This window comes from Knoellia altitudinis, assembly GCF_042666355.1.
GTDB lineage: Bacteria > Actinomycetota > Actinomycetes > Actinomycetales > Dermatophilaceae > Knoellia > Knoellia altitudinis.
The window spans coordinates 725,643-741,135 of record NZ_JBHTDK010000001.1 but is presented as its reverse complement, the minus strand read 5'-3'; the positions used below and the strand labels follow the sequence as shown (position 1 = coordinate 741,135).

Here is a 15,493-nt window from a genome sequence, read left to right as displayed (position 1 = left end):
AGGTGCGCCATGAGTCGCGCTCTGTGGGGCGGGGTGCTGCCTCGAATCGGTGTGGCTGCTCAGAAGCGACCACCTCCTCCAAAACCGCCGCCGCCGCCGCCGCCGAAGCCCCCACCGAAGCCCCCACCCGATCCACCCCAACCCCCGCCGCGGCCTCCCAACCCTCCGCCGAAGCCGCCTGAACCAAGGATTCCGCCGAGAATGAGTGCCGTCGGGTCGAGGCCACGTGGACCGACGACGACCGTGCCGCCTCCCTGGCCGCCCCACGAGTCGAGGTCCTCCTGGGCCAGGGCAAGGGCCTGCTCTCCCTCGGCTTCGGCCTGGTCGAGCAGGGGCGCGGCGTGCCGCGGGTCCGCCTGGGCCGCTGCTGCGGCTTCGTGGAAGAGGCTTCTGGCGGTCGCGATCCGCGTTCGTGCACCCGAGCCAACGGCTCCGCGGCGGCTGGCGATGTAGTCGTCGATGCTGGTCAGGCGGGCGCCGACCTCGTCGAGGCGGCGCTGCAGCAGCTCGGTGGCGCGCTCCCTCTGCGCCTCCTCCTCGCGGTGGCGGCTCAAGGCGTTGTCGAGGTCCTGCTCCGCCCGGGTCAAGGCGCTGAGTGCGGCCAAGGGGTCTCCCGTGTCCCGGGCGACCACGCCGTTCTCGATGGCCGTTCGCGCAGCATCCAGTGCGGTTCGCGCCAGCTGGTCGTCAGCACCCAGCCGCTCGGCATCCGCAACGTCGGACGAGATGGACACGAGTGCTGCGTCAATACGGCTCGCGGCTTCGGCCAGCTCCGTGCGCGCTCGTGCGACCGACATGAGCAGCCCATCCGCCTGACCGACGGCCTCCTCCGCGGCTCGACCGGCGGCCACGGCGGCAGCACGGTCACCCGACTCCACGTGCCCCATGCCCGTCTCGACGAAGGCGTCGACCGAGCTGAGCAGCTCCCGTGCCTGTTCGACGCTCCCCAGCACGGTGCGCAGTGTTCCTGCGGCATACTGCGTCGCCAGACCGGCGAGCTCCTGCTCGGCCACCGGCAGACGACGGCGCACCTCCCCCGCCCGCACCCGGAGCTCCGCCAGGAACTCCGGGACCCTCGCCTGAAGGTCCCGGAGGCGCGTGAACTCCGCTTCCTGCTGGTCGAGGCTCTGGTCGGCCGATGATGCGAGCGAGATGATGCGTTCGAGGTGGTGACGACGTTGTGCCTCATCGAGGCCTCCCATCGCCTCAGCGTCATCCAGCTCTCGTTGCCAGCGGAACGCCTCTGCCGCATTGCGCCGAGCCTCCTCCAGTGCGACCTTGAAGGAGCGGGTCGCCTGCACCCCGAACTGTGCCTCGGCGAACGAGAGCTCGTCGGTCGACGAACGGATGGCATCGTCGACCTCGACCAGGGCCGCCGCAGCCCGCCGGCGGAGCTCCTCGGTCGGCACGACGTCGGGCGCGCCTTCCGGCCCGGTGCCGGCGTGACCACCGGGTGGCTGGCCGCGTCGCGCTGCTCGGCGGATGAGCCCGAACGCCACCAACCCGCCGACCGGCACAAGGAGCAGACCCCACGGAACGCCCGAACCGCCATCCGAGCCCGTGGAAGTGGTTGAACGCCCGCTTGCCGCACGCCCGTAACCCTCGGCGGCACCGCGCACTGCACCGGTCCAGTCGTTGTCCGCAAGGGCCGGCTCGATGTAGCGAGCGCGGACCTGGCTGTCCTCACCCGGCGAGACGCCCGACTCACTGGTGGTCCAGGTGCCGTACCGGCGCTCCTGCGTCGCGACGGCCACGAGGACGTCGTCACCGCCCATCCCCGAGGCGGTGAACGTCGCCTGCGTCCAGTCCTCCCCGGTGCGCCCGTCGAAGCTGGTGACGTAGACGAAGAACAGCTGGACTCCCTCATCGGCGCGCAGCTGCTCGAGCTCGGCGCGCAGCGCAGCAAGATCACCGCCCAGCACCCCGGCCTTGTCAGTGAGCTGGTCCGGGAGGTCGAAAGGTGCATCGGCAGGCGAGAGCTGGGCGATCACAGAGCCCGGTGCCGCCGTGGCGTGCGTGGCCGGAGCGCCGAGGAGCGCAGCCGGAGCGGAGGCGGCGAGGAGGCCGGCTGCCAGCGCGGCCCGCAGACTCCACGTCCGTCCTCTTCCGGTGGGCACTCGAACCTCCAGAACCTTTGCGGTCACGTCGAGGGACAGGGCGCCGACGACACGTGGCGACAGTACCCCCGGCAGCCCATCCTCACTCGGCTACCGCTCGCCGAGGTTGCCGACACCGGGCGGGAAGGAGAACCACGGACCACGGCGACACCCAGCGGGTGCGGATGGGGCGCGCAGAAGGGGCCGCGCGTCGGTGTGGCGCGGACCATGAGCCGGGTCTAGTGTTCGCGGGTGCGCGCAACGGCGCTCGCAACGCAGACGAAAGAGGTTGTTCTCGTGGACGAACCTGAGGTCGTGGACCATGACACGGTCCCTCCCGCCAACAAGAAGCTGCTGGCGGCCGCCGGGGTCCTGCTGCTGCTCCCCATCGTCGCGCTCATGTGGGTGAGCTCCTACGCCAGGGTCGAGCCGAAGCTCTGGGGCTTCCCGTTCTTCATCTGGTACCAGTTCCTCTGGGTGTTCCTGTGCTCCGCCATGACGTATGCCGCGTACCGCCTTGTCCTCGCGGCTCGCCCGCACCGCCCCATGAGTGAGGCCGAGCGTCACTCCCGGCCCCATGGCCATCACGGCCGCCACGAGCGGGGAGCGTCGATCGGTGACACCACCGACGCCGACCTCCACGACGGCCAGCCCTTCGACGCCAAGGACGGCGACCGATGACCACCCTGACCACAGCACTACCCGCGGCGAACCCCGAAGGCGTCAACTACGTCGCCCTCACGATCCTCGTCGTGCTGTTCCTCGTCGTCACCGTCATGGGCTTCCTGGCGACGCGCTGGCGCCGACCGGACAGCATGGAGTCCCTCGACGAGTGGGGCCTCGGCGGACGCTCGTTCGGCACATGGGTCACCTGGTTCCTCCTCGGAGGTGACCTCTACACGGCATACACGTTCGTCGCCGTCCCGGCCGCCATGTTCGCCCTCGGGTCGGTGTCGGGGTTCTTCGCCGTGCCCTACACGATCGTGCTGTACCCGATCATCTTCGTCTTCATGTCCCGCCTCTGGTCGGTGAGCCACCGTCACGGCTACGTCACGCCGGCCGACTTCGTCAAGGGTCGATACGGCAGCCGTGAGCTCTCGCTCGCCGTCGCGGTCACGGGCTTCCTCGCGACGATGCCCTACATCGCCCTGCAGCTCGTCGGCATCCAGGCCGTCCTCGAGGTCGTCGGCGTCGGTGGCGGCGACAACTGGGTCGCCAAGGACGCGCCGCTCTTCATCGCGTTCGCCCTGCTCGCGGCCTACACCTACAGCAGCGGCCTGCGCGCGCCGGCCATGATCGCGTTCGTCAAGGACACGCTCATCTACCTCGTCATCATCGTGGCGATCATCTACCTGCCGTCCAAGGTCGGTGGCTGGGAGGCGGTCTTCGGCGCGGCCGAGGAGAAGATGACGACGCCCAACCCGGCGACGGGCAAGGTGCCAGGTGCGTTCATCCCGGGCAGCGAGCAGATGTGGGCCTACGCGACGCTCGGTCTCGGCTCGGCGCTCGCGCTGTTCATGTACCCCCACTCGATCACCGCGACCCTCTCGTCCAGCACCCGCAACACGATCCGCCGCAACGCCGCGATCCTGCCGGCATACTCCTTCGTCCTCGGCCTGTTGGCCCTCCTCGGTTGGGTGGCCATCGCCGCTGGGACCAAGCCGATAGGTCTCGACGGTGAGCCGAACGCGCAGCTCGTCATCCCCCAGCTGTTCGAGGACATGTTCCCGAGCTGGTTCGCGGGGGTCGCGTTCGCGGCGATCGCCATCGGTGCCCTGGTGCCTGCAGCGATCATGTCCATCGCGGCCGCGAACACCTTCACCCGCAACATCTACAAGGAGTGGATCAAGCCGCACGCGACCGCCAAGGAGGAGGCCAAGGTCTCCAAGCTCGTGTCGCTCGTCGTCAAGGGGTTCGCGCTGGTGTTCGTCCTGCTGCTCGACAAGCAGAACGCGATCAACTTCCAGCTCCTCGGCGGCATCTGGATCCTCCAGACCTTCCCAGCGATCGTGTTCGGCCTCTACACCCGCTGGTTCCACCGGTGGGCCCTGCTCGTCGGCTGGGCCATCGGCATGGTCTATGGCACGTGGTCGGCATACAACGTCGTCAACCCCGTCACCGGCAGCCACTTCGGTGGGTCCCTGGCCAACATCCCGGGCATCGCCCAGCTGGGCTACATCGCGATGACGGCGTTCGTGCTCAACCTCATCATCGCGGGCGTGCTCAGCGCCGTGTTCAACGCGATGAAGGTGTCCAACGGTCACGACGAGACGATCCGGGGCGACTACTTCGCCGATGCCGGCGACCCTCGGGTCGAGCGGCTGCAGGTGGGCCCGCACGAGAGCACACCCAACCCCTGACCCATGGTCGGAGCTGAGTCCAGGGGCGTCGTCGCGGTTGCGGCGACGCCCCTGGTGCATGCCCGCGCCGGGGACGGGCAGGATGGAGCCATGCCTCCCGTCGCGCCGTCCGACGCCCTCCTCGACCTCGCCCGCGCCCACGGGGTGGCGACCGAGTTCGTGGACTGGAAGGGCGCCCACACCGTCATCGCCGACGGACCCCTGAGGACCGTCCTGGGTGCCCTCGGCGTCGACGCCTCGACCCCTGAGGCGGTGGCGTCGGCGTTGCTGGACGTCGAGGACCGGCCCTGGCGGCGCACCCTGCCCGCAACCGTCGTATGCCGTGAGGGCTGGACCCCGTGGATCCATGCGCACGTGCCCCACGGCGCCGCCATCGCACTCACGGTCGAGCTCGAGGACGGCAGCAGCCGCGAGGTGCCGGCGGTCGAGCGCTGGGTCCACCCGCGGACCATCGACGGCCGCGAGATCGGCGAGGCGACCTTCGAGCTCCCGGGTGACCTGCCGACCGGCTGGCACACCCTCGTCGCCCACCTCGACCAGCCCGCAGTCATGGAGGGCAGCGAGGTCTCGACCCTCGTCGTCACACCCGGTCGGCTCGAGCTCCCGGAGGTTCTGCGCCACGGCGGCGTCACGGGCCTGATGACGCAGGTCTACCAGGTGCGTTCGGCGGGTTCGTGGGGCGTCGGCGACCTCGCGGACCTCGGTGACCTGGCCTCGTGGGCGGCGACGGACCTGGGGGCCGACTTCATCCTCGTCAACCCGCTCCACGCGGCGGAACCCGTGGCGCCGATGGAGGACTCGCCCTATCTGCCGGCGACGCGGCGGTTCGTCAACCCGATCTACCTGCGGGTCGAGGACATCCCTGAGCTGGTGCGGCTCGATGCCAGTGCCCGCACCCGCGTGGGTGAGCTCGCTGCCACGGCCCAGGCCCTCAACGCCGGGGAGACGATCGACCGTGACGCCGCCTGGACAGCCAAGCGGGAGGCGCTCGGACTCGTGCACGCTGTCGGGCTCGAGGGTCGCCGAGCGCGCGACTTCGTCCGGTTCCGTGAGCGCGAGGGAGAGGGTCTCACGACCTTCGCCACCTGGTGCGCGCTGGCCGAGCGTCATGGGCTTCCCTGGTCGCAGTGGCCAGCCGAGTACCACGACCCCACGAGCCCTGCCGTCGCCGAGTTCACCGCGAGCCACTCCGACCTCGTGGGTTTCCACATGTGGCTGCAGTGGCTCCTCGACCGTCAGCTCGGCGAGGTCCAGCGCGAGGCCAGGGCCGCCGGGATGTCGCTCGGCGTGGTCCACGACCTGGCCGTGGGTGTCCACTCGCGGGGAGCGGACTCGTGGGGCCTCGCCGGCGCCCTGGCCCGTGGAGTCACCGTGGGCGCCCCGCCGGACCAGTTCAACCAGCTGGGCCAGAACTGGTCACAGCCCCCTTGGCACCCCGAGCGGCTCGCCGAGCTCGGCTATGCGCCCTTCCGCGACATGGTCCGCACGGTGCTGCGCGACTCGGGCGGCATCCGCGTCGACCACGTCATCGGCCTCTTCCGCCTGTGGTGGATCCCCGAAGGCCTCACGCCTGCCGAAGGCACCTATGTCACCTACGACCACGAGGCGCTCATCGGGATCCTCTGCCTGGAGGCACAGCGCGCCGGTGCCGTGGTCATCGGCGAGGACCTCGGAGTGGTCCCGGCCATCACCCGTGACTACCTGCAGGAGCGAGGCGTGCTGGGGACGAGCATCCTGTGGTTCGAGAACACCGACGACGCACCCACCCCTCCCGAGGACTACCGCGAGCTCTGCCTGTCGTCGGTGACGACGCACGACCTGCCGCCCACCGCAGGGTTCCTCACCCTCGAGCACGTGGACATCCGTGAGCGCCTCGGGCTGTTGACGCGTCCTGTCGAGGAGGAGCGGGCGCACGAGGAGGAGTCGGTCGCCAAGGTCCGTGACGCCCTCGTCGCGCGGGGTTGGCTCGAGCCGGGCGCCGGGGTGCCGTTGGTCATCGAGGCCATGCACCGCTGGCTCGGCCACACCCCGAGCGCGCTTCGCGCCATCTCGCTGGCGGACGTCGTCGGGGACCGGCGAGCGATCAACCAGCCGGGCACCGACGACGAGTACCCCAACTGGAACCTGCCGCTGGCCGGCCCCGACGGCACACCACTCTCTCTCGAGGACGTGATGGAGTCCGAGCTCGCGGAGGTCCTCTTCCGCGCCACCGCCGGGGACTGACCGCCAGCTCTGCGGGTCGTCAGAGCTGGGTCCCCACGAGGGATCCGATCGCATAGGTCACGGCCATGGCGAGAACGCCTCCGACGACGTTGCGGCGGATCGCCGGCCCGACGGGGGAGGAGCCGAGCCGGGCGCTCAGCCAGCCGGTCCCGAGCAGCGCCGCGACGACTGCCACGACCGTGACCGGCACCCGGGCGCTCACCCCGACGAGCAGCATGGCGACCAGCGGCACCAAGGCACCGACGGTGAACGACACGAACGAGGCGTATGCCGCCTGCCACGGTCTCGTGAGCGCCTCCGGGTCGATGCCCAGCTCGGTCTCGGCGTGGGCGGCCAGGGCGTCGTGTGCCGTGAGCTGCACGGCGACCTGGTGGGCCAGCTCCGCGGAGAGGCCCTTGTCGGCATACATCTCGGCGAGCTCCTGGAGCTCGGCCTCGGGCTCCTCGCGAAGCTCGCGTCGCTCCTTGGTGAGGAGCGCCTCCTCGGTGTCGCGTTGGGTGCTGACCGAGACGTACTCACCCACAGCCATGCTCATGGCACCGGCGGCGAGGCCGGCCAGTCCGGCGGTGAGGATCGTCGAGCGCTGCGTCGTCGCTGCGGCAACGCCGATGACGATGCCTGCGGTCGAGACGATGCCGTCGTTGGCCCCGAGCACGGCGGCGCGCAGCCAGTTGAGGCGTTCGCCGATGTTTCCGTGGTGCGGTTCGTCGTGCTCGATGAGCTCGGTGGTGTGCTCACTCACCGGCAGCGGCACCGTGGCGTCGGGCGATCTCGAGGACCCGGTGGGCCTGCTCGATGTCGAGCTGGGTCAACCCACCGGCGTCGTGCGTGGTGAGCAGCCAGCGGGTCGTGCGCCACCGGATGTCGATGTCGGGGTGGTGGTTCATCTCCTCTGCGACCTCGGCCGCCTCGGCGACGATCCGGATGGCCGCCGGGAAGTCCGGGGCCTCGATCGTCGCGACGATGGCATCACCCTCGCGCGACCAGAGGGGCAGGTCGGCGAGTTGGCGCTCGATCTCTTCGTCGGTCAGCAGTCGGCTCATGGCCACCAGCGTGTCCTGAATCAGGGGGCCCGTCCAGCACGGTGAGCCTCACCTCGCAACGGGTGCGGACGGCATACGACAGGGCAGGTATGCCGCGGGCCGGCTCCGCGACTGCGGAACCGGCCCACGGGGGTTGGCGCGTGCGTCAGGCGGCGGGCGCGACGCCGAACGTGGCGAGCCAGTTCTGGACGACCGGGACGTCGATCCGCTGCATTCCGCCGAGGTAGCGGCAGTTCGACGTGTAGCTGTAGGACGTCACCGTGACCTGGTAGCCGCCCTTGAAGGTCGGGCCGCCCGAGTCGCCGAAGCAGGTGCCGCCGCCGCCGAAGGGGTCCTTCTCGTTGCCGTTGAGCTGCAGGATCTGTGGCGTCAGCTTCTGGCCCTTCGAGTCGGTGACCCGACGCAGCAGGGGGTAGGACTGCGGCGTCGGCTTCTGGGGCCCGGTCTCGGCCTGGCGCACCTCGGTGCCGTAGCCGACCGACGTGAACAACGTGTGGTTGAGGATGTTGGGCGTGAACTGGTCGAGGAAGCCCTCGGGTGCGACCTTGGCGGGCGCGATCGTCGTGATCGGCTCGTCGAGGACGATGACGCCCACGTCGTTCCAGTTCTTGAGGTCGGTGAAGTCGGAGTACAGCGGGTGGGTGTGCGCGGTGCCGGAGAGGTAGCCGGCTGCCTTGAGCTCCGCGGCGCTGTAGCCCGCGGTGGCGTCAGCCGCATCCGGGAGCGGGGACGGCGGGGCGTCGGCGAGCTTGGACCTGAAGGTCACCAGGGTCTTGCCCAGCGTGCCGTCGGTGCAGTGGGCGGCCGTGACGAGGACGGTCGGGGTGACCAGGGTGGCGGTGCAGCGGTAGCGGTCGGTCGCGTCGTAGTACGCGATGAGGCCGACGTTGGGGTGGCCCTCACCGTCGGGCTGTCCGCCGGTGATGGCGTGGGCAGCCAGTGCAGGACCGGCGACAAGGCCGGCGGCGACGGCAGCGGCTGCGGCCAGACGTCGAATGTTCATGTGCTCTCCTGGTCAGGATGTGGTGCGGTGGGGATGGTGCATGCCGTGCCGATGATGCCCGCTCGGCTGGTCGCCCGGAGGCCTTTGCTCACAACGCCTCCGAGAGGGACGCCGGGCCCATGAGCGACTCGGCGCCGGTGCCGAGGTCGCTCGCATCCGTCAGGGTGGGTGCGACCTCGTGGGGAGTGATCTCGCCGGACGCGATCTGCTCGGTCCAGTGGCACGCGACCCGGTGGCTCGGGCCGACGCCGGGGATGTCCGGCACGCGCAGCACGGGCCGCTCGGTGTCGCACTTGGTCTCCTGGCGCCAAGGGCAGCGCGTGTGGAAGCGGCACCCCGTGGGCGGGTTCGACGGCGAGGGAAGGTCGCCGGTGAGCAGGATCTGCTCGCGGGCGTCCTCGACGACCGGGTCCGGCACCGGGACCGCCGACATGAGCGCCCGGGTGTAGGGGTGGAGCGGCGCGGCGTAGAGGTCGTCCGCCTCAGCCTCCTCGACGAGTGCCCCGAGGTACATGACGCCGATGCGGTCGCTGATGTGCCGGACGACGGCGAGGTCGTGGGCGATGACGAGGTAGGTGAGCCCGAACTCCTCCTGCAGGTCCTCGAGCAGGTTGATGACCTGTGCCTGGACCGACACGTCGAGGGCGGAGACCGGCTCGTCGGCGACGATGAGCTTGGGGTTGACCGACAGGGCCCGGGCGATGCCGATGCGCTGTCGCTGCCCGCCCGAGAACTCGTGCGGGTACTTCGCGAGGGCCGCCTCGGGCAGACCGACCGCGTTGAGCAGCTCGACGAGTCGCGGCCGCGCCTCCTTGGCGCTGTTGGCGATGCCGTGCGCCTTCATGCCCTCGAAGAGCAGCGACTCCACCGACTGACGCGGGTCCAGGCTGGACAGCGGGTCCTGGAAGACCATCTGGATGTCCTGGCGCTTGCGCCGCAGCTCCTCACCCTTGAGCGAGGCGATGTCGATGCCGTCGAAGGTCACCGACCCGTCGGTGGGCGGCTCGAGGTTGAGGATGGCGCGGCCGAGCGTGGACTTGCCACAACCGGACTCGCCCACCAGCCCGTAGGTCTCTCCGTTGCGGATCGCGAGGTCGACGCCGTCGACGGCGTAGACGTGGCCGATCGTCTTGTCGAAGATCACGCCGCGTTTGATCGGGAAGTGGACCTTGATGCCGCGGACGTCCACGAGGACGTCGTCCTTGTCGGTGTATGCCGTTCGCTCACTCTGCGTGGTCATGTCGCCTTCAGGTCGGGCGCTCATCGGACCTCCTCCACGGGGTTGTGGCAGCGCAGCGCACGACCGTGCTGCTCCACGAGCTCGGGCATGACCTGCGTGCAGACGTCGATCTGGTTCGGGCACCGCGGCGCGAACGCACAGGCGCTCGTCCACGGAAGGTTGTCGGACACCGAGCCGGGGATGGGCGTGAGGCGCTGGCCGCGAGGGGCGTCGAGCCTCGGGATCGACGCGAGCAGACCGTGGGTGTAGGGGTGCTTCGGCGCAGCGAAGAGCTCGTGCCGCTCACCCCTCTCGACGATGCGGCCGCCGTAGAGGACGTTGACCTCGTCGCAGAGACCGGCCACGACGCCGAGGTCGTGGGTGATCATGACCAACGCCGTGCCCGTGTCCTGGACGAGCTCCTTGAGCAGGGCGAGGATCTGGGCCTGGATCGTCACGTCGAGAGCGGTCGTGGGCTCGTCGGCGATGAGCAGGCGTGGCTGGCAGGCCAGCGCGATGGCGATGAGCGCGCGCTGGCGCATGCCGCCGGACAGCTGGTGCGGGTAGTCCTTGAGCCGGCGGGTCGGATCGGGGATGCCCACGCGGTCGAGCAGCTCGCGGGCGACCGGGGTCGCTGCCTTGCGGGACATGCCCCGGTGGCGTTCGAGGACCTCGGTCACCTGGATCCCGATGGGGATGACCGGGTTGAGGGAGGACAGCGGGTCCTGGAACACCATGGCGATGTCCTTGCCCCGCTTGTCGCGCATCTGCTGGTCCGACAGGGACAGCAGGTCGGTGCCGTCGTACATGACGGTGCCGCTGACCTTGTTGCCCCGGTCGGGGAGCAGCCCCATGATCGCGAGCGAGGTCACCGACTTGCCGCACCCGGACTCGCCGACGAGGCCGACGGTCTGGCCGGGACGGACGTCGAAGTTGACGCCCTGCACGGCCTCGAACGGCTCCTGCCCCTGTCGCTGGAAGGTCACGCGCAGGTCGCGCACCGACAGCAGGGGTTCGGACGAGCTGTGCCTGCTCGAGGAACTCGAGTGTGTCGTTGGGGATACCGCGGTGTTCGTCATCTCCAGATCACCTCCGGCTCTTGGGGTCGAGTGCCTCGCGCAGCGACTCACCCATGAGGGTGAATCCGAGCGCGACGACGATGATGCACGCGGCCGGGTAGAAGGCCAGGTGCGGGTAGTCCGCGAGCCACTTCTGTGCCTGCCCCAGCATCTGGCCCCACTCGGGTTGGCGGTCGTCGGGGTTGCCCAGTCCCAGGAAGGACAGGGCGGCTGCGTCGATGATGGACGTCGCGAGGACGAGGGTGGACTGGACGATGACCGGGCCGAGCGAGTTCGGCAGCATGTGCCGGAAGACGATCGCACTCTGCTTCACGCCAAGGGCACGAGCAGCCAGCACGTGGTCGCTGGAGCGTTGGGCGAGCATCGAGCCGCGCAGAAGTCTGGCGAACACGGGGACCTGCACGGTCGCGATGGCGATGATGACGGTCCACTGAGACGGCCTTGGCGCCAGGGCCGCGATGGAGACGGCCAGCAGCAGCGAGGGGATGGAGAGCATGACGTCGACCACGCGCATGACGAGCGAGTCGACCCACCCGCCGAGGGCGCCCGCGAGGGTGCCGAGGACGAGGCCGCCCGCAAGTCCGAAGAGGGTCGCGAAGACGCCCACGATGAGGGTCTGGCGCGCCCCGACGATGAGTCGCGAGAGGAGATCACGACCGAAGTCATCGGCCCCCAGCGGATAGCCGGGAGCGGATCCGGGGACCGGGTTCGAAGGGCTCTGCTGCTCGAGCAGCGCCTGGATCCGCTGCGCCGGGTCGTTCGGAGCGATCCACGGCGAGATGAGGGCAAGGACGACGAACAGCAGGGTGATGGTCGCGCCGAACAGGAAGACCGGGTTGCGGCGCAGGCGGGCCCACGCGCTCGCGATGAGCGAGACGCCGCCGGTGTCCTTGACGCTTCCTGCGGTGTCGATCCGCACGTCCTTGACGGCCGTCCCGGTGGCGCCCGCGGTGGCCGCGAGCGAGTCGATCCGGTCCTTCCTGGCGTTGGGTCGAGGGTCCATGGGGGAGTTGGTCATCAGGGTCACCTCGTCCTGACTCGGGGGTCGATGACCGCATAGGCGATGTCGACCAGGAGGTTGACGATGACGTAGGTCGCGGCGGCGGCGAGGATGACGACCTGCAGCACGGGATAGTCGCGTTTGGTGAAGGCCTCGGCCAAGGTGCTGCCGATCCCTCCCCAGGAGAAGACCTGTTCGGTGAGCACCGCCCCGGCGAGGAGCCCGCCGATCTGCAGACCGATCGTCGTCGTCACCGGCAGCATGGCGTTGCGCAGGATGTGGCGGCCTCGGATGATCCGGTTGGTGAGGCCCTTGGACTCCGCCGTGCGGATGTAGTCCTCACCGACGACGTCGAGGACGGCCGCCCGCGTGATCCGGAAGATCACGGCGAAGGGGATGCTCGAGAGGGCCACCGCCGGGAGGATGAGGTGTTTGAACGCGTCCCAAGCGGCATCGAACTCGCGGGTGATGAGTCCGTCGAGGACGAAGAACCCCGTCACGCGGGTGGCCCCGAGCTGGCTGTCCTGACGCCCGGAGACCGGCAGCCAGCCGAGCTCGAGCGCGAAGATGTACTTGAGCAGGAACGCCAGGAAGAACACCGGGATCGCCACGCCGACCAGCGACGTGATGACCGAGAGGTTGTCGAGGAACGAGCCGTGGCGGCGGGCCGCGAAGTAGCCGAGCGGGATGCCGAGGGACACCGCGATGATCATGGCGAACGTGCTCAGCTCGATCGTGGCCGGCATGCGCTGAAGGAAGATGTCGAGGGCGTCACGTCCGATGAGGACTCCGTTGGACACCCCGAAGTCACCCTTGAGGATACGGCCGAGGAAGCTGACGTACTGCGACCAGAGGGGCTGGTCGAGGCCTAGCACCTTGGCAAGGGCGGCCCTGGACTCCGCGGTGGCGCGCTCGCCGAGCAGCGCGGAGACAGTGCCTCCGGGGAGCGACTTGAGCCACATGAACAACAACAACGAGAGGACCGCCAGGACAGCGACCATCTGAATCAAGCGCCTGACGATGAACCTCAGCACGCAAACCTCCCAGGGGAATGGCAGTGGTCATGACGGTGGCCGTCCCGGCGATCCTTCGCCGGGACGGCCACTGCGTCAATGCTGGTGAGCCGGAGCGGTCACTTGCCGCCGACGGTCACCGAGCTGAACTCCTCTGCCGTGAGGGGTGAAGCGATGACACCCTCGACTCCCTCACCCACGACGAGTGCCGGTGGGGAGTGGCTGATCGCGAGGGCCGGGAGGTACTCCTCCTGGATCTGCTGGTTGAGCTTCTCGTAGGCCGCGGTGCGCTCGGCCTCGTCGACGATCGAGTCAGCCTTGGCCAGGTCGGCCGCCAGGGTCTTACCGAAGCTCTGCTTGGCCAGACCGAAGTTGTTCTGGGCGAGGTTGCCGAAGAACGTCCCGATGAAGTTCGCAGCCGAGTCGTAGTCGCCGGTCCAGCCGAGCAGGAACGCGTCGTAGGCGCCTGCGTCGACACCGTCGAGGTAGCCGCCGTTCCAGGGCTTGGTGGACTGCTTGACCGTGATGCCAGCGGCCTCGAGGTCCGTGACCATGGCCTGGTACAGCTTCTGCGGGTTGGGCATGTAGGGCCGCGTGACCTCGGACGGGTAGGCGAAGTTCAGCGTCAGGCCACCGGCCGCAGCAATGGCCGCCTTGGCCGCTGCGGGGTCGTACTTCGTGGCCTCGAGCGACTTGTTGTAGCCGCTGACGGTGTCGGGCATCATCTGCGTCGCGACCGTGGCGCCCTCGGGCAGCTGGGTCTTGACGAGCTGCTCGCGGTTGATGGCCTGGTAGATGGCCTTGCGAACCTTGAGGTCGAGCAGCTTCGGGTTCTTGGCCGGGTTGAGCCCGACGTAGAAGACGTTGAACGGCTTGCGGATCTCGAGCTTGTTGCCTTCGCCCTCGAGGCCCTTCCAGTCGGCCGGGTTGGGCAGGTCGTAGCCGTTGATGCTCTTGGCCTGCAGCTCCTGGCGACGGGTGCTCTCGTCGGGGATGATCTTGAAGACGACCTTGGCGTTCTTGGCCTTCTCGCCGTAGTAGTCGTCGTTGCGCACGAGCGTGACCGTCTTGTTGGCCTCGTCGTACTTGTCCAGCTTGTAGGGGCCGGTGCCGACCGGGGCCGACGAGTAGGCCGGGAAGGTGAAGCCCTCGCCCTGCGCCGCGATCTCGTTGGCCTTGCCGGCCTCCATCGCCTTGGGCGACTGCATCGACAGCGACTCGAGCGAGAGGAAGGTCGGGAAGCCGGAGGTGGGACGGGTGACCGAGAGGATCACGGTCTTCTCGTCCTTGGCCTCGCAGCCCTTGTAGAGCGACTCGGCGGCCTTGGCCTTGAACGCACCGAAGGTGTTGGCCCAGTACTCGCCGCGGACCTGGCCGGCGTCGTTCTGGTCAAACATGCGCTCGAAGTTCTTGCACACGGCGTCGGCGTTGAACGGCTCACCGTCGGTGAACTTCACGCCCTCACGCAGGGTGAACGTCCAGTTGGTCCCCGAGGCGTCGGGTTCCCACTTCTCGGCGAGCTCGGGCTCGATCTCCGCGCTGCCTGCCTTGATGCCGACCAGGCCCTCGAACATCTGCCGGGTGACCCGGAAGGTCTCACCGTCAGTGGCATAGAACGGGTCCAACACGGCCGGGGCGCCAGCGGCGCCGAAGGTGAAGGTGGACGTGCCACCGTCACTGCTCGCGCCGGTTCCGGGGTCTTCTTCACGGTCGGACTGGGCGCAGGCCGTCATGGCCAGCGCGGCAGCCGTCAGCACGGCGATCGGGGTCGCCTTGCGCTTGAACGTCATCGATACCTCGCTTGGATGTGCGAACCTCGAGAGCCACGGTTGACCCCCGAAGGATGGTGCGACCGACTGCAGGGAAGCGGCTGTGGCGTGCCTCTCTGCACCGGTCGGGTTGACCATAGCGACATTCATCGGCGCTGGTCTGGCGCTCGCACATTGTTTATCGGAGTGAGACCCAGAGGTCAGGAGGAGCTGCCGCGTGAGCACGGACGACGCGAAGGACCCCGTCGAGGTCGTCGCAGGGGCGGTGGTCGACGACCTGGGGCGACCGGGCCTGCTGCTCGCGGCCCGCCGCACCGAGCCACCCGACCTCGCCGGTGGCTGGGAGCTGCCCGGTGGCAAGGTCGACCCGGGCGAGAGCCCGGTCGATGCCCTCCACCGTGAGCTGGCGGAGGAGCTGGGCGTCGAGGTCGTCGTGGGCGACCTCGTCGAAGGTCCTCTGGACCGGGGGCGCTGGCCGCTCGGCACGGCATACGCCATGTCTGTGTTCCTCGCCCAGATCACCGACGGCGTGCCCGAACCGCTCGAGGACCACGACGAGCTGCGCTGGCTGCCGGCGGACGACCTGTATGCCGTCGCGTGGCTCCCGGCGGACCTCCCGATCGTCCGTGCGATAGAGGCGCTGGCGGCAGATTGCCGCCGTTTTCGTCAATGAGGCAAGTCCTGAGAG

At 69.2% G+C, this 15,493-nt stretch carries 13 protein-coding genes; 4 read left to right on the top strand and 9 right to left on the bottom strand.

Annotation, left to right across the window (positions count from 1 at the left end):
- Window positions 1–59: 59 nt before the first annotated feature.
- Window positions 60–2,117, bottom strand: coding sequence for a TPM domain-containing protein (locus ACFQW8_RS03380; protein WP_380085566.1), 2,058 nt, complete (start codon window positions 2,115–2,117; stop codon window positions 60–62).
- Between the two features lie 276 nt (window positions 2,118–2,393).
- On the opposite strand from ACFQW8_RS03380, the gene ACFQW8_RS03375 reads away from it, so the two are divergent.
- The 3 genes from ACFQW8_RS03375 (at window position 2,394) to malQ (ending at window position 6,679) form a co-directional block, all read left to right on the top strand.
- Window positions 2,394–2,777, top strand: coding sequence for a DUF3311 domain-containing protein (locus tag ACFQW8_RS03375; RefSeq protein ID WP_380085565.1), 384 nt, complete (start codon window positions 2,394–2,396; stop codon window positions 2,775–2,777).
- The gene (mctP, locus tag ACFQW8_RS03370) at window positions 2,774–4,456 is read left to right on the top strand and encodes a monocarboxylate uptake permease MctP (RefSeq protein WP_380085564.1); all 1,683 of its coding nucleotides are present in this window, start codon (window positions 2,774–2,776) and stop codon (window positions 4,454–4,456) included. Before ACFQW8_RS03375 ends, mctP begins: the two co-directional genes overlap by 4 nt.
- A gap of 90 nt (window positions 4,457–4,546) precedes the next feature.
- Window positions 4,547–6,679 (top strand): 4-alpha-glucanotransferase, encoded by a 2,133-nt coding sequence (malQ, locus tag ACFQW8_RS03365; RefSeq protein ID WP_380085563.1) that lies wholly within the window; start codon window positions 4,547–4,549, stop codon window positions 6,677–6,679.
- Between the two features lie 19 nt (window positions 6,680–6,698).
- On the opposite strand, the gene ACFQW8_RS03360 is transcribed toward malQ, so the two are convergent.
- From ACFQW8_RS03360 to ACFQW8_RS03325, 8 genes are all read right to left on the bottom strand, one after another.
- The gene (locus tag ACFQW8_RS03360; RefSeq protein ID WP_380085562.1) at window positions 6,699–7,421 is read right to left on the bottom strand and encodes a VIT1/CCC1 transporter family protein; all 723 of its coding nucleotides are present in this window, start codon (window positions 7,419–7,421) and stop codon (window positions 6,699–6,701) included.
- Window positions 7,414–7,722, bottom strand: coding sequence for a 4a-hydroxytetrahydrobiopterin dehydratase (locus tag ACFQW8_RS03355; RefSeq protein WP_380085561.1), 309 nt, complete (start codon window positions 7,720–7,722; stop codon window positions 7,414–7,416). The genes ACFQW8_RS03360 and ACFQW8_RS03355 overlap by 8 nt, the downstream gene beginning before the upstream one ends.
- 145 nt (window positions 7,723–7,867) lie before the next feature.
- The gene (locus ACFQW8_RS03350; RefSeq protein ID WP_380085560.1) at window positions 7,868–8,725 is read right to left on the bottom strand and encodes a trypsin-like serine protease; all 858 of its coding nucleotides are present in this window, start codon (window positions 8,723–8,725) and stop codon (window positions 7,868–7,870) included.
- A gap of 88 nt (window positions 8,726–8,813) precedes the next feature.
- Window positions 8,814–9,965, bottom strand: a complete 1,152-nt coding sequence (locus ACFQW8_RS03345) for an ABC transporter ATP-binding protein (protein ID WP_380088578.1) — start codon at window positions 9,963–9,965, stop codon at window positions 8,814–8,816.
- A 20-nt stretch (window positions 9,966–9,985) separates the two neighbouring features.
- On the bottom strand, window positions 9,986–11,023 hold the full coding sequence (locus ACFQW8_RS03340; protein ID WP_380085559.1) for an ABC transporter ATP-binding protein: 1,038 nt from the start codon (window positions 11,021–11,023) through the stop codon (window positions 9,986–9,988).
- Window positions 11,024–11,030: 7 nt separating this feature from the next.
- The gene (locus tag ACFQW8_RS03335; RefSeq protein WP_380085558.1) at window positions 11,031–12,041 is read right to left on the bottom strand and encodes an ABC transporter permease; all 1,011 of its coding nucleotides are present in this window, start codon (window positions 12,039–12,041) and stop codon (window positions 11,031–11,033) included.
- A 5-nt stretch (window positions 12,042–12,046) separates the two neighbouring features.
- A complete protein-coding gene (locus ACFQW8_RS03330) occupies window positions 12,047–13,057 on the bottom strand; it encodes an ABC transporter permease (protein WP_380085557.1) in 1,011 nt (336 codons plus the stop codon).
- Window positions 13,058–13,155: 98 nt separating this feature from the next.
- Window positions 13,156–14,826 (bottom strand): ABC transporter substrate-binding protein, encoded by a 1,671-nt coding sequence (locus ACFQW8_RS03325; protein WP_380085556.1) that lies wholly within the window; start codon window positions 14,824–14,826, stop codon window positions 13,156–13,158.
- 196 nt (window positions 14,827–15,022) lie between these two features.
- Here ACFQW8_RS03325 and ACFQW8_RS03320 point away from each other — a divergent pair, with 196 nt between their 5' ends.
- Window positions 15,023–15,478: a (deoxy)nucleoside triphosphate pyrophosphohydrolase gene (locus ACFQW8_RS03320; RefSeq protein ID WP_380085555.1), complete on the top strand. Its 456-nt coding sequence runs from the start codon at window positions 15,023–15,025 to the stop codon at window positions 15,476–15,478.
- Window positions 15,479–15,493 lie beyond the last annotated feature (15 nt).